General features: G+C 67.2%; 19 protein-coding genes. 13 read left to right on the top strand and 6 right to left on the bottom strand.

Annotated features, from left to right (window positions below; translation table 11 throughout):
* The first annotated feature begins 78 nt into the window (after positions 1 to 78).
* Positions 79 to 1,005: a LysR family transcriptional regulator gene (locus C7T96_RS20255; RefSeq protein ID WP_106573082.1), complete on the top strand. Its 927-nt coding sequence runs from the start codon at positions 79 to 81 to the stop codon at positions 1,003 to 1,005.
* Positions 1,006 to 1,128: 123 nt separating this feature from the next.
* Here the strand turns inward: C7T96_RS20255 and C7T96_RS20250 are convergent, their stop codons facing one another.
* Together C7T96_RS20250 and C7T96_RS20245 are read right to left on the bottom strand one after the other, a co-directional pair.
* A complete protein-coding gene (locus tag C7T96_RS20250; protein WP_106573081.1) occupies positions 1,129 to 3,537 on the bottom strand; it encodes an FAD-dependent oxidoreductase in 2,409 nt (802 codons plus the stop codon).
* Positions 3,538 to 3,541: 4 nt separating this feature from the next.
* Positions 3,542 to 5,956: an FAD-dependent oxidoreductase gene (locus C7T96_RS20245; RefSeq protein ID WP_106573080.1), complete on the bottom strand. Its 2,415-nt coding sequence runs from the start codon at positions 5,954 to 5,956 to the stop codon at positions 3,542 to 3,544.
* Positions 5,957 to 6,321: 365 nt separating this feature from the next.
* Here C7T96_RS20245 and C7T96_RS20240 point away from each other — a divergent pair, with 365 nt between their 5' ends.
* From C7T96_RS20240 to C7T96_RS20205, 9 genes are read left to right on the top strand one after another with little or no spacing between them, the layout of a single operon-like run.
* Positions 6,322 to 7,677 (top strand): NADH:ubiquinone reductase (Na(+)-transporting) subunit A, encoded by a 1,356-nt coding sequence (locus C7T96_RS20240; RefSeq protein WP_106573079.1) that lies wholly within the window; start codon positions 6,322 to 6,324, stop codon positions 7,675 to 7,677.
* Positions 7,677 to 8,525: an RnfABCDGE type electron transport complex subunit D gene (locus tag C7T96_RS20235; protein WP_106573078.1), complete on the top strand. Its 849-nt coding sequence runs from the start codon at positions 7,677 to 7,679 to the stop codon at positions 8,523 to 8,525. The genes C7T96_RS20240 and C7T96_RS20235 overlap by 1 nt, the downstream gene beginning before the upstream one ends.
* Positions 8,513 to 9,325 (top strand): NADH:ubiquinone reductase (Na(+)-transporting) subunit C, encoded by an 813-nt coding sequence (gene nqrC / locus C7T96_RS20230; RefSeq protein ID WP_106573077.1) that lies wholly within the window; start codon positions 8,513 to 8,515, stop codon positions 9,323 to 9,325. The genes C7T96_RS20235 and nqrC overlap by 13 nt, the downstream gene beginning before the upstream one ends.
* A complete protein-coding gene (locus C7T96_RS20225) occupies positions 9,322 to 9,984 on the top strand; it encodes an NADH:ubiquinone reductase (Na(+)-transporting) subunit D (protein WP_106573076.1) in 663 nt (220 codons plus the stop codon). Before nqrC ends, C7T96_RS20225 begins: the two co-directional genes overlap by 4 nt.
* Positions 9,981 to 10,583, top strand: coding sequence for an NADH:ubiquinone reductase (Na(+)-transporting) subunit E (gene nqrE / locus C7T96_RS20220; RefSeq protein WP_106573075.1), 603 nt, complete (start codon positions 9,981 to 9,983; stop codon positions 10,581 to 10,583). The genes C7T96_RS20225 and nqrE overlap by 4 nt, the downstream gene beginning before the upstream one ends.
* Positions 10,580 to 11,800, top strand: coding sequence for an NADH:ubiquinone reductase (Na(+)-transporting) subunit F (nqrF, locus tag C7T96_RS20215; RefSeq protein WP_106573074.1), 1,221 nt, complete (start codon positions 10,580 to 10,582; stop codon positions 11,798 to 11,800). Before nqrE ends, nqrF begins: the two co-directional genes overlap by 4 nt.
* Before the next feature lie 2 nt (positions 11,801 to 11,802).
* Entirely contained in the window at positions 11,803 to 12,765 is a 963-nt protein-coding gene (locus C7T96_RS20210; RefSeq protein ID WP_106573073.1) for an FAD:protein FMN transferase, read from the top strand.
* A gap of 12 nt (positions 12,766 to 12,777) precedes the next feature.
* Positions 12,778 to 12,945 (top strand): hypothetical protein, encoded by a 168-nt coding sequence (locus C7T96_RS24250; protein ID WP_164749937.1) that lies wholly within the window; start codon positions 12,778 to 12,780, stop codon positions 12,943 to 12,945.
* Entirely contained in the window at positions 12,942 to 13,337 is a 396-nt protein-coding gene (locus tag C7T96_RS20205) for a CBS domain-containing protein (RefSeq protein WP_106573072.1), read from the top strand. Before C7T96_RS24250 ends, C7T96_RS20205 begins: the two co-directional genes overlap by 4 nt.
* 61 nt (positions 13,338 to 13,398) lie before the next feature.
* Here the strand turns inward: C7T96_RS20205 and C7T96_RS20200 are convergent, their stop codons facing one another.
* The gene (locus tag C7T96_RS20200; RefSeq protein ID WP_106573071.1) at positions 13,399 to 14,169 is read right to left on the bottom strand and encodes an SDR family oxidoreductase; all 771 of its coding nucleotides are present in this window, start codon (positions 14,167 to 14,169) and stop codon (positions 13,399 to 13,401) included.
* Between the two features lie 443 nt (positions 14,170 to 14,612).
* Here C7T96_RS20200 and C7T96_RS20195 point away from each other — a divergent pair, with 443 nt between their 5' ends.
* Both C7T96_RS20195 and C7T96_RS20190 read left to right on the top strand, forming a co-directional pair.
* The gene (locus tag C7T96_RS20195) at positions 14,613 to 14,888 is read left to right on the top strand and encodes a cytochrome c (RefSeq protein ID WP_245414194.1); all 276 of its coding nucleotides are present in this window, start codon (positions 14,613 to 14,615) and stop codon (positions 14,886 to 14,888) included.
* Between the two features lie 111 nt (positions 14,889 to 14,999).
* On the top strand, positions 15,000 to 15,836 hold the full coding sequence (locus C7T96_RS20190) for a universal stress protein (RefSeq protein ID WP_106573069.1): 837 nt from the start codon (positions 15,000 to 15,002) through the stop codon (positions 15,834 to 15,836).
* Between the two features lie 79 nt (positions 15,837 to 15,915).
* Here the strand turns inward: C7T96_RS20190 and C7T96_RS20185 are convergent, their stop codons facing one another.
* Positions 15,916 to 17,340 (bottom strand): PLP-dependent aminotransferase family protein, encoded by a 1,425-nt coding sequence (locus tag C7T96_RS20185; RefSeq protein WP_199190526.1) that lies wholly within the window; start codon positions 17,338 to 17,340, stop codon positions 15,916 to 15,918.
* 50 nt (positions 17,341 to 17,390) lie between these two features.
* Between C7T96_RS20185 and C7T96_RS20180 the strand changes: the two genes are divergently transcribed.
* A complete protein-coding gene (locus tag C7T96_RS20180) occupies positions 17,391 to 18,353 on the top strand; it encodes a DMT family transporter (protein WP_106573067.1) in 963 nt (320 codons plus the stop codon).
* Here C7T96_RS20180 and C7T96_RS20175 read toward each other — a convergent pair.
* Positions 18,350 to 19,453, bottom strand: a complete 1,104-nt coding sequence (locus C7T96_RS20175; protein WP_106573066.1) for a mandelate racemase/muconate lactonizing enzyme family protein — start codon at positions 19,451 to 19,453, stop codon at positions 18,350 to 18,352. The two genes, C7T96_RS20180 and C7T96_RS20175, sit on opposite strands and share 4 nt — an antisense overlap.
* A gap of 88 nt (positions 19,454 to 19,541) precedes the next feature.
* Complete coding sequence (locus tag C7T96_RS20170; protein ID WP_106573065.1) at positions 19,542 to 21,953, bottom strand: FAD-dependent oxidoreductase; 2,412 nt, start codon at positions 21,951 to 21,953, stop codon at positions 19,542 to 19,544.
* Positions 21,954 to 21,968: the final 15 nt, after the last annotated feature.

Here is a 21,968-nt window from a genome sequence, read left to right as displayed (position 1 = left end):
CGAAATCACAATAGGATTGACTGAACCGCAATCTCGAATTTCAATGGTTTTGATGAAATTCAATCATGCAAAGCCGTCATGAAGCCCTATCTGGACCTCCGCCATCTGCAAATGATCCAAGCCGTGATCGCGACCGGCCGCATCACCGACGCGGCCGACAGGCTCGGGGTGACGCCGTCCGCGCTTTCCCATCGTCTGCGCGAGGCGGAACGGCGTCTTGACGTGCCGTTGTTCACGCGCATGCACAAACGGCTGCGCCAGACGCCGGCGGCGGAATATCTGGCCGTCGTCGCCGAGCGGGTGCTGGCGGATTTGACGCGCGCCGAAGACGACGTAAGGCGAATGAATGCCGGCATTCAGCATGTCGTGCGGCTGTCGGTGGAGTTTTATTCGAACTATCGATGGCTGCCGGCGTTTCTGAGTTTTCTGAAGTCGCGCAGTTCGGCAATCGATCTGCAGATCATGGCCGGCGGCTCGACCCAACCGCTGAACGCTCTGATGAACCGCCATATCGACATCGCCGTGGTGTCGGGCGAGCAGCGTCAGACCGGCCTGACGCTGATCCCGCTGTTCGACGATCCGTTGTTGTTCATCATGCCTCCCGGCCACCGGCTGGAGACGCGCGATTACATCGAAGGCGCCGATATCGTCGACGAACCCTTCATCACCTACACCAAGGTGCCGCGACCGGACCGGGAATTCGCCCGCCTGTTCCGTCCAACCGAAACCTATCCGAAATGGATGTCGACGGTGGAACTGCCCGAAGCGATCGTGGAACTGGTCGCCTCGAACCTGGGCACCAGCGTGTTGACGAGTTGGGCCCTGCAGAGCGCCCTGGCCGAGGGCCGCATCAGAGGGGTTCCGCTCACGCGCCAGGGCATCACTATTCGCTGGTCCGCCGCCTTGCGCAACGAGGATATGGAACAGGACAATCCAATCCGCATCGTGGCGGAACTGATGGCCGAATGGTGTTCACTGCCCGGTCGCGGCCTGCATGTCGCTTAGCGCCGTTCCTGTTTCGCTGGAGACGTTCGGGCGTCGGGATTTCGTCTGGCCAGGCGCGGGCGGCGATCCGGTCAAAGCCCCGTCAGCCACTGCGAAGCTCACATCCGGAGCCGTTCGGCAGCGTCACGTTTGCATGCGCGCGTTGTTCGGGTCGTACAATGCTCGCAGGCTCGCCGTCGCCGCGACATGGCGACCGGCGACGGGAATCGCGTAAGGCGTTTCGGCCGCGGCCTTCGGCGTCGATCCGGCCTCCAGCGCGACATAACCCATGCCGATCGCGCTTCCGACGGTCCAGCCGTAACTCGCCGAAACAAGCCGGCCCACAACCTTGCCGTCGCGCAGGATCGGTTCGTTGCCGAAGAGGAGCGGATCGGGCTCCTGCAGCCGAAATTGCAGCAGACGCGTTGTCGGGCCGGCTTGCCGGCGCGCCATGATCGCCTGCTTGCCGACAAACTCGGTCGTGAAATCGCAGGCGAAGGTCAGACCGGCATCGACCGGACTGTCGAACGGACCGATATCGCGGCCCCAGTGGCGAAACCCTTTCTCGATCCGGCAGCTTTCCACCGCCATGCCGCCGCACAGGCGCGGCGCCCGCGCGGCGGTCGTCAGAAGCTCGAATACATATTGGGCGAACTCGGCGGGCACGTGGAGTTCCCATCCCAGTTCGCCGACATAGGTGATGCGCTGGGCGCGCGCCGGCGCCTTGCCGATGAACACGTTCCGCCAGGTGCCGAAGGCGAAGGCCTCGTTCGACAAATCCGCGTCGACCAGGTTGGACAGGAAGGCGCGCGCGCTGGGGCCCATCACGGCGAGGGTGGCCTCCGATGCGGTGACGTTGACGACGGCGGCGCGCGTGACGTTCGTTTCCAGCCAGCGCCCGACCGGTGCCTCGGCCCCCGCAGAGGCCATGACGAGATAGCGGTCCGGGCGCAATCGCGCCACCGTCACATCGGCTTCGATGCCGCCTTGCGCGTTGAACATATGGGTGTAGATCAGCGTTCCGGGAGCGACCGCCACGTTGCCGCCGCACAGCCGCTGCAGCTCCGCCTCGGCCGTCGACCCCGCCACCACGAAGCGGGCGAATGTCAGGTCTATCAGGCCGAGATCGTCACGCAGAGCCTGATGCTCCGCCCGCCAGGCGTCGAACCAGGGCTGTCTTTCGAAACCATCGGTGAACGCCGCTCCGAAGAACATCGGCCGTTCCCAGCCGCCAACCGCGCCGAACGCCGCGCTGGCCGCCGCAAGGGCGGTATAATAGGGGGTGCGCCGCAAGCCGCGCGCGGCCTGCGGCTGGCGATGCGGCGAATGCAGCGCGTAGGCCAGCGAGAGGGTCTCGGCCGCCTTGGCGGCGACATAGCCGGGCGCGTTCAAGCCGGGGTGAATGCGCCTGGCATCGACGTCGGTAAGGTCCATGGTCATATGACCGACCATGATCCACTCGGCCAGAGCCTTGCCGGCACCGGGCCCGTTCTGGATACCGGTCGAGTTGAACCCGGCGGCGACCCATAAGTTGTCGATCTCAGTGACCGGCCCCAGATAATATCGCCCGTCGGGCGTGAAGCATTCCGGACCGTTGAAAAATTTCCGGATACCCGTCTCGGCCAGGATCGGCACGCGCTCCATCGCCGGTTCGAGTATCGGCAACAGGTGCTCCTCGTCGCAGGGCAGTTCGCCGAACTCGAAATCCTCGGGTATGCCGCCCTCGGCCAGCCAGGCCGTGGCGTGCGGCTCCGAACAGCCGATCAAAAGCCGCCCCGCATCTTGCTTGTAGTAGGTGTATTCGTCGACCACCCGCACTATCGGCAGGTCGTCGCCGAGCTCGTCGATCGGGTCGGTGACCACGTAATAGTGATTGGTTGCGTGCAGCGGCAGACTCACCGCGTGCGCAAGCCCGAAATCCCGCGACCACATGCCGGTGGCGCAGACCACGTGTTCGGCCCGCACCAGGCCCTCGGGCGTTTCGACACCCACGGCGCGGCCGTTCTCGATCACGACCCGCTCAATCTTACAATCCTCGAAGATCGCCGCGCCGTGCAGACGCGCGCCGCGGGCCAGCGCCATCGTGGTGTCGATCGGGTTGGTGCTGCCGTCGCCGGGAAACCAGAAAGCGCCCTTGGCACCGTGCGTCGACAATAGCGGCCAGCGGCCTTGGGCGTCGCGCACCGGGATCTCTCTGGCCGCGATGCCGCAGCCATGCGCATAGTCGACCCTTCGGCGCAGCTCCTGCATGCGCGCGTCGTTCAGCGCCAGGGTCAGCGAGCCGGTTCGCTTGAAGCCGGTCGGCTGTCCGGTTTCCGCCTCCAGCCGCTCCATCAGGTCGAGGCCGTATCTGGCCAGCGTCGACATGATCGGCGTCGCCTGGGTCTCGCTCACCAGCCCGGCGGCGTGCCAGGTCGATCCCGAGGTCAGCTTCTTGCGTTCGAACAGCGCGGCGTCCCAGCCCGATTTGGCAAGATGATAGGCAATGGCGCATCCGACGATGCCGCCGCCGACGATGGCGACCTGGACCGTGTCTGGAAGGGGCTTTTTCATGGCGTCAATCCTTCAGCCGTGCATTGTCCGGGTCGTAAAACGGCGTTCGCGCGACGATGGCCGGAACCGGTTTGCCGAATATCTTGATGTCGACCCTGTGGCCGGGGACCGCCGGGCGCTTCAGATAGCCGAGTGCGACGCGCGAACCGATGCGAAAGCCCATGCCGGCCGAACTGACATGGCCGGCGAGCTGGCCGTTTACATAGATCGGATCGGAGGGCAGCGGATCCGGTCCGTCGTCCTCGAGCAGGAAGCCGGCGAAATGATACTCTTGGGGCCCGGCGCTTTGCGCCAGAAAGGCGTCGCGGCCGACGAAATGGCGCTTACGGCGGCTGACGAAGCGATCCAGCCCGGCTTCGAACATGGTATGTTCGGTGCCGAAATCGGCGCCCCACGCGCGATACCCCTTTTCCAGCCGCATGGCGTTGAGGGCGTAGGAACCGAAATCGACCAGACCCGCATCCGCGCCCCGCTCGGCGATCGCGTCGTAGACGGCGGTCAGGTCGGCCGGGCGCAGATGCAGTTCCCATCCCAGTTCGCCGACATAGGAGACGCGCAGCGCACGCGCCGGCGCGCCGGCGACGGTGATTTCGCGCACCGACATGAAGGGCGCGGCGTCGCGCGATAGGTCGTCGCCGGTCAGCGGCTGCAGCAGGTCGCGCGATTTCGGTCCCATCACCATCAAGGCGGCGTCGAAGACCGAGCCGAGCCGCAGCCTGACCCCGGTTTGCGGCAGAAACCGCCGCAGCCAATCATGATCGCGCTGGGCGGCCAGCGTCGGTCCGTAAAGCAGATAGCGGTCCTCGTCCAGCCGGGCTATCGTTGCTTCCGACCAGATCCGGGCCCTCGGCGTCAGCATGTAGCCGAGCTTGACCCGCCCCACGGCGGGCAGCTCCCCGCAAAACACATGGTTCAGGTAGTCGCCGGCACCGGGGCCCTCGACCTCGAAGCGCGTAAAGCCGCCATGGTCCATGATGCCGACACGGTCGCGCACGCCCAGGCATTCGCCCCTGGCCGCTTCGCGCCAGGCCTCGTCCCGGAAGCGCAGATCGCCGTTGTTCCTGACCGTGTCGGTTTCAAACCAGAACGCCCGTTCCCAGCCGGCGACCTGGCCGAAGACGGCGCCTTTGGTCTTCAGGCGTTCGGCTAGCGGGGTCTGGCATACGGGCCGTCCGGACGTCCAGATACGGTGCGGATAGGGGATGGCATATTGGTGCTCATACAGGTCGCAGGCCCGGTCAACGGCGTAGTCGAAACCGGCCCAGTCCCCGAAACGGCGCGGGTCCCAGGCCGCCATGTCCCACTCGGTTTCGCCTTCGCTGATCCACTCCGCGATCGCCTTGCCCGCCGCCGCGGAATGGGTGATGCCGACAGGAAAGCCGCACGCGTGAAAGACGTTCGGCATGCCGTAGGCGGGACCGCATAGCGGGGCGCCGTCGGGACTGTAGGGAATCGGCCCGTTGACGAAGCGCCTGACGCCAGCCTGCCGCAGCAGCGGGATGTGCTCCAGCGCGGCTTCGAGCACCTCCATCATGTCGTCGACACTGTCTGGAAAAAGCTGATTGGCAAAACAGTCGGGCATGCCGTCCAGCCACGCGGCACGGCCGGCGTGCCCGTAGGAGCCCATCAACAGCCCGTTGCGCTCGCGGCGCAGGTAGAACATGGAGTCGGGATCGCGCACCAGCGGAAAATTCGCCGGGTCGGCTTCCAGTTCCGCCAGCGCCTCGGTGACGAGATATTGGTGCTCGAGCGTGACGATCGGCAGCGATTGGCCGACCATCTGCCCGACCCGTCGCCCATAATAGCCGGCGGCATTGACCACCACCTGGCAAACCACATCGCCCCTGTCGCTTGCAACCAGCCAGTCGCCCGAGGGGCGCCGGGTGATCGCGCGCACGGTGGTGAAGCGGGCGATGGCGGCGCCCAGATCGCGCGCGCCCTTGGCCAGGGCCTGGGTCAATTGACTGGGATCGGCATCCCCTTCGTAAGGATCGTAAAGACCGCCGATGACGCGCGTGCCGGCCGTGTAATAGGGATGCATCGCCTCCATCTCGCACGGCGTCAGCATGCGCAGATCATAGCCAAGCGTATCGGCAATGCCGACGAGGTGGCGGTAGAAGTCGACCCTTTCCTGGGTTTGGGCGGTCCAGAAGGCCCCGGTATGGCGATAGGTGATCGGGGCGTCGACGGCCTGTGCCAGATCCTTGTAGAGCCGCCAGGCATAGTTTCCCGCACGCATGCCGCCCTGGCTGTTGGCATAGGTCGGGATGTTGCCGGCGGCGTGCCAGGTCGAGCCGCTGGTCAGCTCGTTCTTCTCGATCAGCAGCGTGTCGCTGACGCCGGCCTTGGCCAGGTGATAGAGGATCGACATGCCGACCGCACCACCACCTATGACGACGACATGGGCATGGGTTTTCATTGATCAAATCAGCGTATTTTCGAAGAAAACGAGGCGGATACCGAAGGTCGCGGGGACAGTAGGAACAGTTTCGGCCGTGTCCAAACACATAAAGAACGGGATTTGGTGAAAGAAATTCAATCGGCCGGCCTTTCCGGACAAGACGCGCCGCCCGTCGACGCGAACGCCTCGCCCCCGGCCTTCCCCCCGCTGGATTTTCCGAACCGGTCGGGAGGGATCGTTGCCGCATTCGCCTTTCTCGGGTCTCGCCCGGGCCGTGACGCCCCTTCGAAACGATCCGGCCCGGTCTTGGAAAACGGTCGAGACACGAACGGTTTGATCGAGCGCAAGGCGCGGGGATCGCCGGTCGGAATAAGCTCCAAAACATGCAGTCTGCGGATTGCCTCTTTCATGCGGCACGGAACAGGTCAGGGTTGGTTGGGACAAGGTTGGCTGGAACAGGGACACACGATCCGATCCACCTGGGGATCAGGCGGGGGCTGGACATCCGCTTGCCCGGCAAGCCGCGCCAGCTCGTGCGCGAGGCGGCCGGCGCGGTCGCCTCGGTCGCGGTCTCCGGCCACGACCTTCCCGGGGTAAGACCTGATTTCGCGGTCGGGCCCGGCGACAGGGTCCGCGCCGGTCAGACGGTCTTCGTCGATCGAAAGCGGCCCGAGATCGCCTTTGCCGCACCGGCCGCCGGCATCGTCACGGCGATCAATTACGGCCGGCGGCGCGCGCTCGATTCGCTGGTGATCCGGCGCGACGGCGACGAGGCGGAAAGCCACGACGTGCCGTCGAACCCCGCCGAGGCGGGGGATATGCGCGGCCTTCTTCTGCGCAGCGGTCTGTGGCCCTCCTTCCTGGCACGTCCCTTCGGCCACATTCCCGACCCCGACGCGCGCGCCGACGCGATCTTCGTGACCGCATTGGACAGCAATCCGCTGGCGGCGGATCCGCGCGTGGCGATTGGGCTGCACGCGGACACATTCCAGCGCGGTCTCGCCGTGCTGCCGCTGCTGACCCGCGGACCCGTTTACGTGTGCCGCGCGCCGGGTCCGTCGCTATGCGGCGATGGGGACGGACGCATCCGCGACGTCGCGGTGTCGGGCCGGCATCCGGCGGGGCTGGCGGGCACCCATATCCATCACCTCGCTCCGGTGGCGCATGGCGGGACGGTCTGGCAGATCGGCTACCAGCATGTGATCGCCATCGGCCATCTGTTGGCGACCGGACGGTTACCGGGCGAGCGTGTCGTGGCGATCGCCGGCGCGGGCGTGCGCGATCCCTCGCTGGTGCGGCTGCCTGTGGGCGCTTCGCTGGACGAGGCGCTCGACGGCGAACTGATCGAGAGCGCGGTGCGGGTCATTTCCGGCCCGGCGCTGTCCGGTCGCGAGGCGGCCTATCTCGGCTGCTATCACAACCAGGTCACCGTGCTTGCGCACGAGGCGGAGGGGCGGGGCAGGCACGGGCTGCTTGCCCGGCTGGGCGGGCTGTTCGCGGGCGCCCCGGACAGGGCGATCATACCGCGCGAGGCCTTCGAGCGCGCTATGCCGCTCGACATATTGCCGGTGCCGCTGCTGCGCGCGCTCTCGATCGGCGATGTCGAGACGGCCCGCGATCTGGGGTGTCTCGACTTGGTGGAGGAGGATCTCGCGCTGCTTTCGCATCTGTGCACCACCGGCACGGATTACGGCGCCTTGCTGCGCGAGGTGCTTGACCAGATCGAGGCGGAAGGCTGATGGACGCGCGGATCGACTTCCCTCAGACCGCGCTGGCTGCCGGGCGGGGCGGACATCTTCCACGCCGCTGGACCGGCGACCGGGCAACGAGCGTCTTTTCGCTGGCGCTGGCCTTTCCGCTTGCCGCGGCGGCCTATGAGACGGCGGGCGCGATCCTGCCGCTGATCGCCGGTGCGCTTGCCGTCGCGCTCGGCTGGACCCTGTTGTTTACGCGGCTGCGCGGCCGGCAGATGAACTGGCACGCCGTGCCGACCGCGATCGTCTTCTGCCTGATGGTGCCGTCCGGGCTTCCCGCCTGGCAGGCGCTGCTGGCGCTGAGTTTCGGCGTGGTGATCGGCGAGCAGATATTCGGCGGGCGCGGCTATTCCTTTTTGCACCCGGCCGTCGCCGCCCTTGCCTTCGTGTTCTTCTCGTTCCCGGCATCAGGCGCCGAACAGGGCGATACGCTGCTCGTCGCCGCCGCCGTGCTGCCGGGGGCGCTTCTTCTTCTGGCGTCGGGGCTGATTTCCTGGCGCATCCTGGTGTCCGTGGCGATCGGCTTTTCAAGCTGGGCGATGTTGAAGGGGCTCGGCATGCCGGGCGCGTTGTTGACGTCGAGCCTCGCACTCGGCGCGGTCTATCTCGTGTGCGAGCCGGCAAGCGCGGCGGCCACCAACCCCGGACGCTGGGCCCACGGGCTGCTGGTGGGCGTGCTGATCGTCATCCTCGGCGAAGCCGGGCAGGGCGTCGGCTCCACCGCCGCCATCGTGTTTTCAGCCCTTCTCGGCAGCGTGTTCGCGCCGCTGATCGACCGCATCGCCGTCCGCATCAACATCACTCGCAGGAAGCGCAGGCCATGGCAGACCTGAACCCTCTCAGCTGGTGGCGGCGATTCCTCGCGCTGCCCAACGACAGCAGCGCCAAGACCTTCCTGGTGGCCTTTCTGGTCGCGTCCGTTTCGGCCGTCGCCGTGGCTGTCACCGCCGTCAGCCTCAAGCCGCGGCAGATGGAGAATGTCGAGCGCGCCCGCCAGCAGCGCATGGCCGAGATGCTGGCTTCCGTGCCGGGGATGGCCGATATTCTCGGCGAGGTCGACGCCGACACGCTGGAGACGCGTATCGTCGACCTGACGGCCGGTATCTATGAGGACGATGTCGATCCGGCCTCCTTCGACGCGGCGGCGGCAGCGACCGACCCCGCGCGCTCGGTCGCGCTGTCGAAAGAGCAGGACATTGCCGGCATCGGCCGGCGGCCCGACCTTGCGCCGGTCCACATCGTGCGCCGGGACGAGGAGACGCTGCTCGTCGTGCTGCCGGCCTACGGCACCGGCTACCAGTCGACCATCCGCGCCTATCTGGCGCTTGAAGGCGACCTCAACACGATCGCGGCCATCTCGATCTACGAGCAGGGCGAGACGCCCGGGCTGGGCAGCCGCATCACCGACACCGAATGGCAGGCCCAGTGGGCCGGCAAGAAGGTCGCCGACGAGGCCGGCGAGATGCGCATAGGCGTCGTGCGCGACGCGTCCGGCAACGCCTACGAGGTCGACGGCATCACCGGCGCGACGCGCTCCTCGCTCGGCGTTTCCAATCTCGTCCGATTCTGGCTCGGCGCGGACGGGTTCGGCCCGTTCCTCGACAATCTGCGCGAGGGGAGGCTGCCGCGATGAGGCGCGCCGGCTTGCGTACAGTTCTGTTTCCGATCCTCGACGGCAACCCGATCACCGTGCAGATTCTCGGCATCTGCTCGGCGCTCGCCGTCACCACGTCGCTGGCGACCTCGCTGACCATGAGCGCGGCCCTGACCTTCACGGCCGTCGCCGCGAGCTTCCTGATCAGCCTGATGCGCAACCATATAGCGTCCTCGATCCGGCTGATCGTGCAGGTGACCGTCATCGCCTCGCTGGTCATCGTCGTCGATCAGCTTCTCAGGGCCTATGCCTACGGCATGAGCCAGCGCCTCTCGATCTTCGTGGGGCTGATCATCACCAATTGCCTCGTGCTCGGCCGCGCCGAAGGTTTTGCGATGCGCAATCCGCCGCTCGCCGCCGCGCTCGACGGTCTCGGCAACGGGCTCGGCTACAGCCTGATCCTGGTCGTGGTCGGCACAATCCGCGAGCTTTTCGGAACCGGCATGCTGCTCGGCTTTTCCGTTCTGCCCACCGTGGAGGCTGGCGGCTGGTTCCAGCCGCTCGGCCTGATGCTGCTGGCACCGAGCGCGTTTTTCATCATCGGTTTCCTGATCTGGGCGCTGCGTACCTGGAAACCCGAGCAGGCCGAGGAGCCGGAGTTTCGACTGCGCACCGGCGATCAGCGGAGGCGGGCATGATCGAGCTTTTCCAGCGCGCCCTGCTTGAGGACAATCTCGCGCTCGCCTTCTTCCTGGGCATGTGCACGTTCCTGGCCGTGTCGAACCGGTTCGAAACGGCGCTGGGCGTTGGCGTGGCGCTGGCGGTCGTGCAGACGATCACCGTGCCGGCAAACTATCTGGTACAGACATTCCTGCTCTCGGAAGGCGCCTGGACTTGGGCCGGCCTGCCCGAGGTCGACCTGTCCTTTCTGCGTTTCATGGTCTTCATCGGCGTGATCGCGGCGGTGGTCCAGATTCTCGAAATGGTGCTTTATCGCTACGCGCCGGCGCTTTACGGCGCGCTCGGCATCTTCCTGCCGCTGCTGACGGTCCAGTGCGCCATCCTTGGCGGCAGCCTCTTCATGGTGGAACGGCGTTACGATTTCGCTGAAAGCGTCGTCTACGGGCTGGGCAGCGGATTGGGCTGGGCGCTGGCGATCGTCGCCTTCGCCGCGATCCGCGAGCGGCTGCGCTATGCCGACATTCCCGCCGGGCTGCAGGGTCTCGGCTCGGCCTTCATCGTCGCCGGGCTGATGTCGATGGGCTTTTCGGCCTTTGCCGGGGTGCGGCTGCCATGAACGAAATCGTCCTCGGCGCGGTCCTGTTCGTTGCGGTCGTGCTGATCCTGTCGTCGATCGTGGTCGCCGCGCGGGCGCTGCTGTTGCCGAGTGTCGGCGTCGCGGTGCGCGTGAACGGGGAAAAGACCCTGCACGGCCGGGCGGGTATGAAACTGCTGGAAATCCTGACGGATGGCGGCGTGCCGGTGCCCGCCGCCTGTGGCGGCAAGGGCACGTGCGGCCAGTGCCGGGTCACGGTCGAGCAGGGCGCGGGCGCGCCCGCGCCCACGGAGGCGGCGAAGCTCACCCGTCGCGAGATGCGCGAAGGGGTGCGCCTGGCCTGCCAGGTGAGCGTGCGCAACGACCTCGACGTCGGCGTCGCTGACGAGATCATGGGCGTGGAAAGCTGGGTTTGCCGGGTGTTGTCGACGCGGATGCTGTCGCCGCTGATCCGCGAAATCGTGCTCGAGCTGCCATCCGGGAAAAGGCTCGATTTTCGCGCCGGCGCCTTCGTGCAGGTGACCGCGCCGGCCCATGATCTGCGCTTCGCCGAGCTGGACGTCGCGCCCGCCTATCGTGAGACATGGGAACGGCTCGGGCTGCGCGCGCTCGTCTCGCACAGCGCCGGCTCCACCTCGCGCGCCTATTCGATTGCGAACCGGCCGCAGGATACCGGCCGCATCGTCCTGTTGATCCGGCTCGCCCTGCCGCCGCCCACGGTCGATGGTGCCGCGCCGGGGATCGTGTCGTCGTGGCTGTTTGACCGCAAGCCCGCAGACGAAATCGCCGTGGCCGGGCCCTATGGCGATTTCGCCGCGCGCCAGACCGATCGCGAGATGGTGTTCATCGGCGGCGGTGTCGGCATGGCGCCTTTGAGGGCGATGATTTTCGATCAGCTCCAGCGCCTCGGCACAAAGCGGCGGATGAGTTTTTGGTACGGTGCGCGCAGCCGCGCGGACCTCTTCTATCAGGACGAGTTCGACGCCCTACAGGCCGACCATGCCAATTTTTCCTGGACGCCGGCGCTTTCGGAACCGGCCGCCGGCGACGCGTGGAAGGGCGCCACCGGCTTCATCCACGACGTCGTGCTGAGCGACCATCTGGCCGACCATCCGGCTCCCGAGGATTGCGAATATTATCTCTGCGGCCCGCCGCTGATGATCAAGGCGGTGCTGGCCATGCTGGACGAAATCGGTGTCGATCCCGACAGCATCTTCTTCGACGATTTCGGAGTCTGACCATGAAACTGTCCCGACGCGATCTGATGCTTTTTGCAGGCGGTGCGGTGCTGGCCGGGGCCCTGCCGGCCGAGGCGGCGGAGGCCGGGCAGCGTGTCCTGCGTGGCCCGGCTTTCGGCGCGTCCTGGACCCTCGTGGCGGCGGGGCCCTTGGACGCGGGGGCGATCCGAAGCGCTTTCGCGGCGGTCATCGCCTCGGTGGACGGCGCCATGTCGCCGTTTCGCGCCGACAGCGAGCTGTCGCGTTTCAACCGCGCGGCCACAACCGGCTGGCAGGCGCTGTCGGCGGCGAGCTGCGCGGTGGCGGCGGAGGGGCTGCGCGTCGCGGCCCTGACGGACGGCGCCTTCAACCCGACGCTCGGCCCGCTGGTCGGCCGCTACGGCTTCGGCCCGATCCGTCAGGGCCGGGCCGGCCGGCCCGGCGAGATCGAGGTGGCCGACGGCGCGGCGCGCAAGGCGCGGCCGGACCTGTCGCTCGATCTGTGCGGCATCGCCAAGGGCCATGCGCTCGACCGCATGGTCGCCGTGTGCCGCGCGCGCGGCATGACCGATTTCGTGCTGGAACTCGGCGGCGAGGTTTTCGCCATCGGCCGCCACCCGTCGGGCCGGCGCTGGCGGATCGGCATCGAACGGCCGCTGCCGCAAGGCGGCCTTCAGCGCGCGGTCGCGCTCGACGGCATGTCTTTGGCCACGTCCGGCGATGCGGTCAATGGCTATGCCTATGGCGGACGGCGCTACGGCCACATCATCGATCCGGCAACGGGCGCGCCGGCGCGTTCCGCTCTCGGCTCGGTCACGGTGGCGGCGGAAACGGCGATGACGGCGGATGCGTTGGCCACGGCGCTTTACGGGATGGGCGCGCGGCGGGGCCCCGAATTCGCCCGGCGCGCGGCGATCGAGGCGCTGTTCGTCATGGACGATGCGCGCGAGGTCGCCACCGCCGGCTTCCAGGCGCGGCTGCTTTGAGCGGAGGCGGGCATGCAGACATTTCTTCTCACGCTTTTCCTGATCCTGCTGTCCATCGGCGGGTTGGCGCTCGGGCTGCTGTTCGGGCGCGCTCCGATCCGCGGTTCGTGCGGCGGGCTTTCGGGCGGCGACGGCGCGGATTGTGCGGCCTGCGGCTGCAAGACGAGGCGCACGCCATGAAAGCCAGGCCGAAGATCGCCGACTATATGGCCACGCAACTGGTGACGCTGACCCCGGGGATGGAAATCAACAAGGCGATGAAAATCCTGCTCGACGCGCGGCTTTCCGGCGCGCCCGTGGTCGACGACAAGGGCCAACTGATCGGCATGCTGTCCAAGAAGGACTGTCTCAAGGCCGCGCTCAGCTCGCATTATTATCGGGAATGGGGCGGCGTGGTTGGAGACTATATGGCCACCCAGGTCGAGACCCTCGAGGCCGAGATGGAACTTGTACAGGCGGCCGAACGCTTCCTTGCGAGCCATTTCCGCCGCTTTCCCGTGCTGCGCGACGGTCGTCTCGCCGGTCAGATCAGCCGCAGCGACGTGCTGCGGGGATTGATCGAGACCTGGTGAGGAGCGGCGTGCGGAGGCCGATCGCGCCACCGCAGCGGCGCGACCGGCAGAGGCCGGAGGCTCATTGCGCGACGTAGCCGCCGTCCACCGGGACGTTTGCCCCGGTCATGAAGGAGGCGCGTGGAGAGCAGAGCCACACGATCAGTTCCGCCACCTCTTCGGGCCGGCCGATCCGCCCGATCGGATGCATGGGGTCCATCATTTCCGCCGATGTCTGCGCGCCGTCGGTCGACTGCTCGGCGAGCGAGTCCAGCATGCGGGTGTCGATGCCTCCCGGGCAGATCGAATTGACGCGTATTCCGTGCTTGCCGTATTCCAACGCCGCGTTCTTCGTCAGGCCGTTGACGGCGTGCTTGGAGGCGACGTAGGGCGCGAGGCCGGGAAAGCCGACCAGGCCGGCGACGGAGGCCAGATTGACGATGGCGCCGCCGCCATTCGACGCCATCTGCGCCAGTTCGGCCTTCAGGCACAAGAAGACGCCCTTGGCGTTGATCGTCAGAACGCGGTCGAAATCCGCCTCATCCTGTTCGGCCAGCGGCGCGATCTTGCCCTCGATACCCGCATTGTTGCAGGCGCAGTCCAGACGGCCATAGGTCTCCACCGTTTTGGCGATCAGCGCGGAGACGTCGGCGGCGGACGAGATATCGGCTTTGACGAAAATCGCCTCGCCGCCGTCCTTGCGGATCAGTTCGACGGTTTCCGCGCCGCCCGTTTCGTTTACGTCCGACACCACCACCTTGGCGCCTTCCGCCGCAAACCTGACCGCGGTCGCCTGGCCGATGCCGGCGCCCGAACCCGTAACCAGCGCAATCTTTCCTGAAACAAGTCCCATCTCGTGCTACTCCGGATCTCTTCCTTGACGGTTTTCCAGAAGAACGGATTTGGCGCGGGCGCGCCTTGACGGGGATCAAGCCGAGGCTTGTTTCGTCGGCAAAACGGCGCTGGGGCCGCAGGCGGCGACTATGCCCGACCACCCCTGGCGGGTAGCGCGAACGCCTGCCTGCCGAGCCGGCGGCACGAACCGCGCGATCGGGTTTTTGCGCCTCCAGGCGTGGTCATGGCGCCGATGGGCTGGCATAGGGCGGTGGCGGATGATCGCCGGCCCGGTCCGGCGGTCTCGATCCGGAGGTTCCCAAACAAGGGCCTGGCGCGGCCGATCCATCCTTTGCGCTAGGTCAATGCGGTGTCAGCCTCGCGCGGGCACAAACCCGAAACTGCAGGAGACAGGAAAAGATGATCAGAGTTCTCGCCGCCCTCGGCGTCGTGCTGGCGGCCATGTCGCAGGCCCGGGCTGACGAGCGGCCGGTCGCCGACGGTCGCGCGCTGATCGAGGCCAATTGCGCGCAGTGCCATGCGACTGGGTCGACCGACGCCAGCCCTCATCCGGACGCGTCGCCATTGCGCACGCTTTCCCAGCGCTATCCGATCGAATCGCTCGAGGAAGCACTGGCCGAGGGCCTGTCGACCGGTCATCCCGATATGCCGGAATTCGTCGCCGCTCCCGAACAGATCGGCGCCATCATCGCCTATATCAAAAGCCTCAATCCTTAGGCTCCCGGCCGCGCGTCGTCAGACGCCGCGAGCCAGGCGGCCGCCGTTTGAGACAGATCAAGGCGATGGCCCTGCGCGGGCGCGATAGTGCGCGGGCTGGAAAGGACGCTCATGAGACTCGAAGCCTTCGTTCCCCTCGTTACCTATCCGGAAGCCAACGCGGACGCGTTTGCCGAGCATGCGGTGCGTGTGGGCGCCGCGATCGATGCGGGTCTGCACGCACTGGCCATCGAGGCCGATATTCCCGACACGGCCAACGTGCTTTCGAAATGGCTGCTCGACACGCCCGCCCTGATCCGGCAGGCGGAGGCGGCAAGCCGACAGCGCGGCGCGCACCTGCTGGGATTGCTGCGCGACGAGGCCGCGCGGATCGGCGTTGAGGTCGCCACCGAGACCGTTGCGGCGCCGCTGGCGATGCTGGCCGACGCCGCCGCCAGGAAAGCGCGGTATTTCGACATGAGCCTGATCGGCTGGGAGGCGGGCAACGCGACCTCGCGCGCGACCGCCGAGGCCGTCGTGTTCGGCTCGGGCCGGCCGACCATCCTGTTGCCGGAACTCTCCGACATTTCCCATTTCGACCACGTCGCCATCGCCTGGGACGGCGGCCGCGTGGCCGCGCGCGCGGTGGCTGACGCAAGCGTGTTCCTGAAACGGGCGTCGCGGATTTCGGTCGTCACCGTTCTGGACGAAAAGCCGCTGGAGGAAAAGGATGCCGGCGAGCGGCTGGCGGGCGTGCTTCGCGCACGAGGCCTGAATGCCGAGGCGGTGCCCTTCCATGCCGAGGATTGCCCGATCGCCGAGACGCTTCAGCAGACGGCGATCGAGGCGCGGGCCAAGCTCCTGGTGATGGGCGGCTACGGCCATTCGCGCATTCGCGATTTCGTGCTCGGCGGGGCGACGCAAGGGGTGTTGAGCGATCTGTTGATGCCCGTCCTGCTTTCCCACTGAACCTGCCCGCAGATAAAGGTCGGGCCGGCTAGGCAGTTTCGAGCGGCCTGGGACGGGAGCGCGGGTGATCGGCCGGCGTTCAAAGGCCCAGTTCGTAGTTGCCCGTCTTGTCGTGCAGGAGTTGCGCGATCTTTCGCAGGCCCTTTTGGAGTCGCGCTTCGTCGATTTCGTGGCTCAGGCAGATCCGCACGGCGTCGGGCGCGCCGGCGGCTTCGGCGGCGAAGCTGCGGGCTTCACTCACCAGGACGCCGTATTGCGCGCAGCGCGCGCGAAACGCATCGGCGCGCCACCCCTCGGGCAACGGCATCCAGACATGAAGGCCGTGCGGGTCGGAAACCAGGCCGCTGTCGCCCAGCAGGGCGCGCGCCAGCGCCTGCCGCTGCTCGGCGACCTGTCTCTGGCGGGCGGCAAGTTCGGCCGCAGTGCCATCGACGATCAGGCGTGCGGCTATTTCCAGCGTCAGGGGCGGCGTCATCCAGACGCTCACATTGACCGCGTGGCGCAGGCCGGGCAGCAGATGTTCGGCTGCGCGCGCGAAGCCGACCCGCAGACCGGGCGCAACCGTTTTCGAGAGACTGGTGACGTAGACCGTGTGGTCGGGTGCGTGTGTCGCGAGCGGCGCCGGGCGGTCGGCCTTGAGCGGTCCGAACACGTCGTCTTCGATGAGGATCACGCCGTGGCGGCCGGCAATATCGGCGATCGCCCGGCGCCGTTCGTGCGAAAGCGTGACGGTCGTTGGGGCCTGCAAGGTGGGGGTCAGGTAGAAGGCCTTGGGATGCGCATGGCGGCAGAGGTCTTCAAACGCCTCGGGGATCGCACCTTCCCGGTCCATCGCGACACTGGCGGCATGCAGGCCCAGACGCGCTGCCATGGCGCGCACCGGCATGTAGGTGAGGGCTTCGGTCAGCAGCAGATCGCCCGGCTGCAGGACGGCCATCAATGTGCACAAAACGGCATGCTGTCCGCCTGCGGTCGCGACGATTTCGTCCGGTCCGGCGCTCACGCCGCAATGATCCAGCCACGCCTGTCCGGCCCGGATATGGAACGCGAGGTCGTCGTCGGCCTGGTAGTCCAGCAGCGCCGGCAGTCGCGAACCGTGCGCTATCTCCTCAACAACACGCCGGACATGCGGTTCGGCAAACCCCTGTAGCGGCAGGTTGCGGGACAGGTCGATCGGTCCGCTTCGCGTCCGGTGTAGGCTGTTTGCCGTCTCGCCGTCCTTCCGGCCGTCGGGCGACCTGACAAACGTGCCGCGCCCGACCTCGCCGCGAAGCAGCGCCCTGCGCACGGCTTCCGCATAGGCGCGGGCGGTGGTGTTGGCCGAGACGGCGAGCCTGTAGGCGAGCTCGCGATGCGGTGGAAGGCGGGCGCCGGCCGCCAGTTTGCCGGAGGCGATGTCCTCGGCCATGGCGGCCACGATTTGAAGATATTTGGGTCCGGTGCGGCCGTCGAGATCTGGAATCCAAATTGCCATCAGCGCAATGTTTCGATTGAACCGCTGCAATATTGAGTTCAATTTTTGGCATCGTCAATGCAATTTGCATGGATAGGTCGATGGGAATTTCTACGCCGTCCGCCGGCAAGGGCATCGCGCTCTCGCTGGTCAGCCTGGGCCTTCTCGGCGTGATGCCGATTATTTCCAATCTCGGCTCGGCCGCGACCGGTGCTCTTGCCTTCGCCTTTGCCCTTTCGGTGTGGCAGGTGGTGTTTGCCCTGCCGGTATTCGGGATCGAGCTCAAGCGGGGCACACGCGGCATTTTCGCGGCCGGGCTGTCGCGGCGCGAACGCAGGCGCATGGGGGCGGTGGCGGTGTTCACAGGCTCTTTGTTCGGCCTGTCGACTTATCTCTACGTTCTTGGCGTCGACAGAGCCGGCGCCGCCAACGCGGCCATCGCCATCCAGGCCTATCCGCTGTTTTCCATCGCGTGGGAAAGCCTGTTTTTGGGGCGGCGCAAGACGGCCGCCGAGCTTGCGCTGACGGCCGTGTTGATCGGATCGCTTTATTTTCTCGGCACGGGCGGCACGTTCACGATAGCGGGCATGTCGCCCTGGTTCCTGGTTTGCCTGGGTGTGCCGCTGTTGTGGAGCATCGCGCACGTGATCATCAAGGAGGAGCTCAGCACGACGCCGATCACGCCGGCCCAGGTGACCTTTTTCCGGGTCGCGATCTCCACCGTGTTCCTGGCGGTCGTGCTGACGGTGGCGCTGCCGTTTGGACTGCTCAGGGGGGTCGAGGCGGTGATGCGCCCGATCTCGGCGGTGATGGGGCTGGTCTATTTCCTGGAACTGATCGTCTGGTTCTATGCCGTGCGCCATATTGCCGTGTCGCTGGCCAGCTCGATCACCGCACCATGGCCGGCCTTGACCATGGTGCTGGCGGTGCCTTTTTTGGGAGATACGATCGCGGCGTACCAGATCGTCGCGTTGGCGGTCGTCGTCGCCTGTATCTACGGGCTGACGCTGGCCGGTCTTCGACAGGACAAGGTCCGCAGGATTACGGCCGCGACTGATGCCTAGCCATAGACGGCGACCGGTTCGCCGAGGCTGTCGAAATCCGGTTCCACGCCCAGGCCCGGCGCGTCGGGCGCGTATAGCCTGCCGTTCCGCGTGGGCGGCAGCGGCGTGCCTGTGCGCTCGTTGTTGTAATTGTGCAGGTCGGTGGTGTTGATCAGGAATTCCTGCGGCGTCGAGGCGGCGAAGTGAGCGAGCGCGGCGGTGGTTATCTCGCCGCCCCAGCTGTCCTCGGCGACGACGGGGATACGGTTGTCGATCAGCAGGTCGCGCATGCGCCGCGCCTTCGACAGGCCGCCCTGCTTGGAGATCTTCAGGCACACCACCTCGGCTGCGCGGTCGCGAATGACCCGCTGGACCATGTCGATCGTGGTGACGCACTCGTCGAGCTTCATCGGCAGGTCGATGCGGCGGCGCACCTGCAAACACTCCTCGTAGGTCTGGCAGGGCTGCTCCATCGTGTAGTCGAGATCGCGCGTGGCGCGCGCCACGCGGATCGCCTCGTCGACGCGCCAGCCCTGATTGGCGTCGGCGAAGGCCTTTTCGCCCGGCAGCAGATTCGGAACCGTGGCGCGGATGCGCTCGATGTCTTCGACCCAGTCGGCGCCGACCTTGACCTGGAACTGGCGGTAGCCGGTTTCGCGCAGCGCATTCATCTCGGCCACCATCTGGTCGGGCGCGTTCTGGGGAGCGACCTTGTAGAGCGGCGCGCCGTCGGTATGCCGGCCGCCGAGCAGCACCCACACCGGCTGGCCGGTCGCCTTGCCGAGGATGTCCCAGCACGCTGCGTCGAACGGCGCCTTGGCGTAGCCGTGGCCTCGAATGGTGTTGTCCATGAGGCGCTCGATCACGGATAGTTGGCGCGGATCCTGACCGAGCAGCGCCGGCGCGAGCAGCCGCGCGGCAGCTTCCGTGCCGTGGCCGAAGGCTTCCATATAATTGTCGCCGCAGGGACAGAACTCGCCGGCGCCCGACAGGCCGGCATCGGTGTCGAGGACGACGACGGTGGAGGCGGCGACGGTGATCGCGTTGCCGCGGCCCCAGCGGTAGATACCGCCGACATAGGTGAGGTCCTTGCGATAGACGCGGATGCGCGTGATCTTCATGCTTCGAGCCCTTTCGAGATGGCATGGGGACGCTGGGGAGGGGGCGCCGCGGCGACGGGCCGCGCGGCTGCCGGACGCGTCCGCAGCGCTATGCTTTCAGGCGCGCATTGGCTGGATCATAGGCGGCCTGCCCGAGCACGGTGGCGGCGCGCAGTTCGCCGAGCAGCGAGACGGTCAAAGCCGTGCCCGGCGTCGCCATGTCGGCCGCGACGAAGGCAAGCGCCAGGCTGCGGCCGACGCTTGGTCCGTAGCCGCCCGAGCTCACCGCGCCGACCCGCGCCGCGCCGCAGAACACCGCCTCGCCGCCGAGGACGTCGGCGTCGCCGGTGTCGATCTCGAGATAGGCGATGCGCGCGCCGTCCGTCTTGTCCATGCGCTCCATCAGAGCCTCGCGGCCGACGAACGGCTTGTCGAGCTTCACCAGCCGCATCATGTCGACCTCCACCGGCGAGACGTCGTTGGCGAGTTCGTGGCCGCCGCGATAGGCCTTTTCGAGACGCAGCAGATCCAGGGCCTTGGCCCCGAAGGGGGCGATGGCGAAGGTCTCGCCCGCCGCCCACAGCGCGCTCCACAACCGGCCGAGCGCGTCGTTCGGCGCGTGTAGCTCCCAGGCCAGTTCGCCGGCGAAGGACAGCCGAAGCGCGATGACGGGAATCCCGGCGACGTCGATCTCTCGCGCGCGCAGCCAGGGGAAGGCGGCGTTGGACAGGTCGGCGCCGCTCACGCGGGCCAGAACGTCGCGTGCCCGCGGGCCGGCGAGCGTGAGGATGCCGATCTCGTCGGACCGGTTGACGATGGTCACCGCCTCGTTGCCGCGCTGGTGGACGGTCAGCCAGTCCCAGACCCGCCGTTCGGAGGGGGCGCCGGTCACGAACCAGAAGCGCTCCGGTCCGAGCCGGGCGACTGTCGCCTCGCCCTCGAAAGTGCCGCGCCGGTTAAGGATCGCCGTCAGGCAGGTGCCGCCGACGGCCTTCGGCATCCGGTTGGCGCAGATCCGGTTCAGGAACGCTTCGGCCTCGGTGCCGGTCAGCTCGAACTTGGCGAAGGCCGAAAAATCGCCGAGCGCGACGCCCTCGCGCACCGCCAGCGCTTCCTTGTTGACCGTGTCGAAGGCGGCGGTGCGGCGCCAGCCGGCCGGTTCCCGGGGCGCGTAGAGGCGCGGCCGCTCCCAGCCGCCGGCCTCCTCGTAGACGGCGCCCAGTGCGTTCGTATGTGCGTGGGCGCCCGACAGGCGGATGTCGCGCCCCTCCCGGCGCTGGATCTGCGGGAACGGCATGGCCTGGCGCAGCGTGTAGTCCTCGGTTGCGCGCCGGCGGGCATAGCCGGCGTCGCTCCAGGCGCCGAAGCGGCGCGGATCGAAGGCGCGGGTGGAAATCTCGGCGCTGCCGTGCACGATCCATTGCGCCAGGGCGCGGCCGGCGCCCGGCCCCCAGGCGATGCCGACGGTCGCGCCGCAGGCGAGCCAGTAATTGGCGAGGCCGGGGGCGGGGCCGAGCAGCATGGCGCCGTCGGGCGTGTAGGTGATGCCGCCGTTGACGATGCGCTTGATGCCGATATCGGACAGGGACGGACAGCGCTCGAAACAGCGCTCGAGCCAGGGCAGGATGCCGTCGAGATTGGGCTCGAAGAGCTCGTTTTCGGAATCCCAGGGACAGCCGTCCAGCCAGGCGGTCTGCGGCGCCTGCTTGTCGTAGAGGCCGATCAGCGCCGATTTCTGCTCGCGCCGGATATAGCCGCAGAAATAGTCGTCGCGGGTGACCGGAATCTCGTGGCCCATGGCGGCGAACGCGGGCACGTCGTCGGTCACCGCGTAATGATGCTGCATGGTGGTGATCGGCAGGTCGAGGCCCGAGAAGGCGCCGATCTGCCTGGCGTGGTAGCCGCCGGCGTTGACCACATGCTCGCACACGATGCGATGGCCCTGGTCGGTCAGAACCTCCCATTCGCCCGAGGCCAGGCGGGTGACGTCGGTGACGCGGCAGCGGCGCACGATCTCGGCGCCCATCATGCGGGCGCCCTTGGCCATCGCGAAGCAGGTGCCGGCGGGGTCGACATGGCCGTCGTCGGGCGTGTAGAGCCCGGCCAACACGCCCGCCGCCTTGGTGTCGTACAAGGGATTGAGGCGCGCGACCTCGTCAGGCGAGACGATCTCGGCCACCTGGCCGCGCGCCACGACCGTGTCGCGTATGTGCCGGATCCAGTCGAGATGGTCCGGCGAGGTCGCCACGCGCAGCGAGCCGCATCCGTGCCAGCTCACCGACTGCTCGGTCTCGGCCTCGATCGACTTGTAGAAATCGACCGCGTAATCGTGGATGGAGCCGAGCGCATGGCCGGCGACCATGCGGCTCACCAGCCCGGCCGCGTGCCAGGTCGCGCCCGAGGTCAGTTCCGCCTTTTCCAGCAGCAGGCAGTCCGTCCAGCCTTCGCGGGCCAGATGATAGAGCACACCCGTGCCCATGTTTCCGCCGCCGATAACCACAACGCGGGCATGTTTGCGCATTCGTCCTGTTCCATC

The sequence above is a fragment of the Nitratireductor sp. StC3 genome (genome assembly GCF_003015025.1).
Taxonomy (GTDB): Bacteria; Pseudomonadota; Alphaproteobacteria; order Rhizobiales; family Rhizobiaceae; genus Mangrovimarina; species Mangrovimarina alexandrii.
This window is presented reverse-complemented; position numbering and strand designations above follow the sequence as displayed.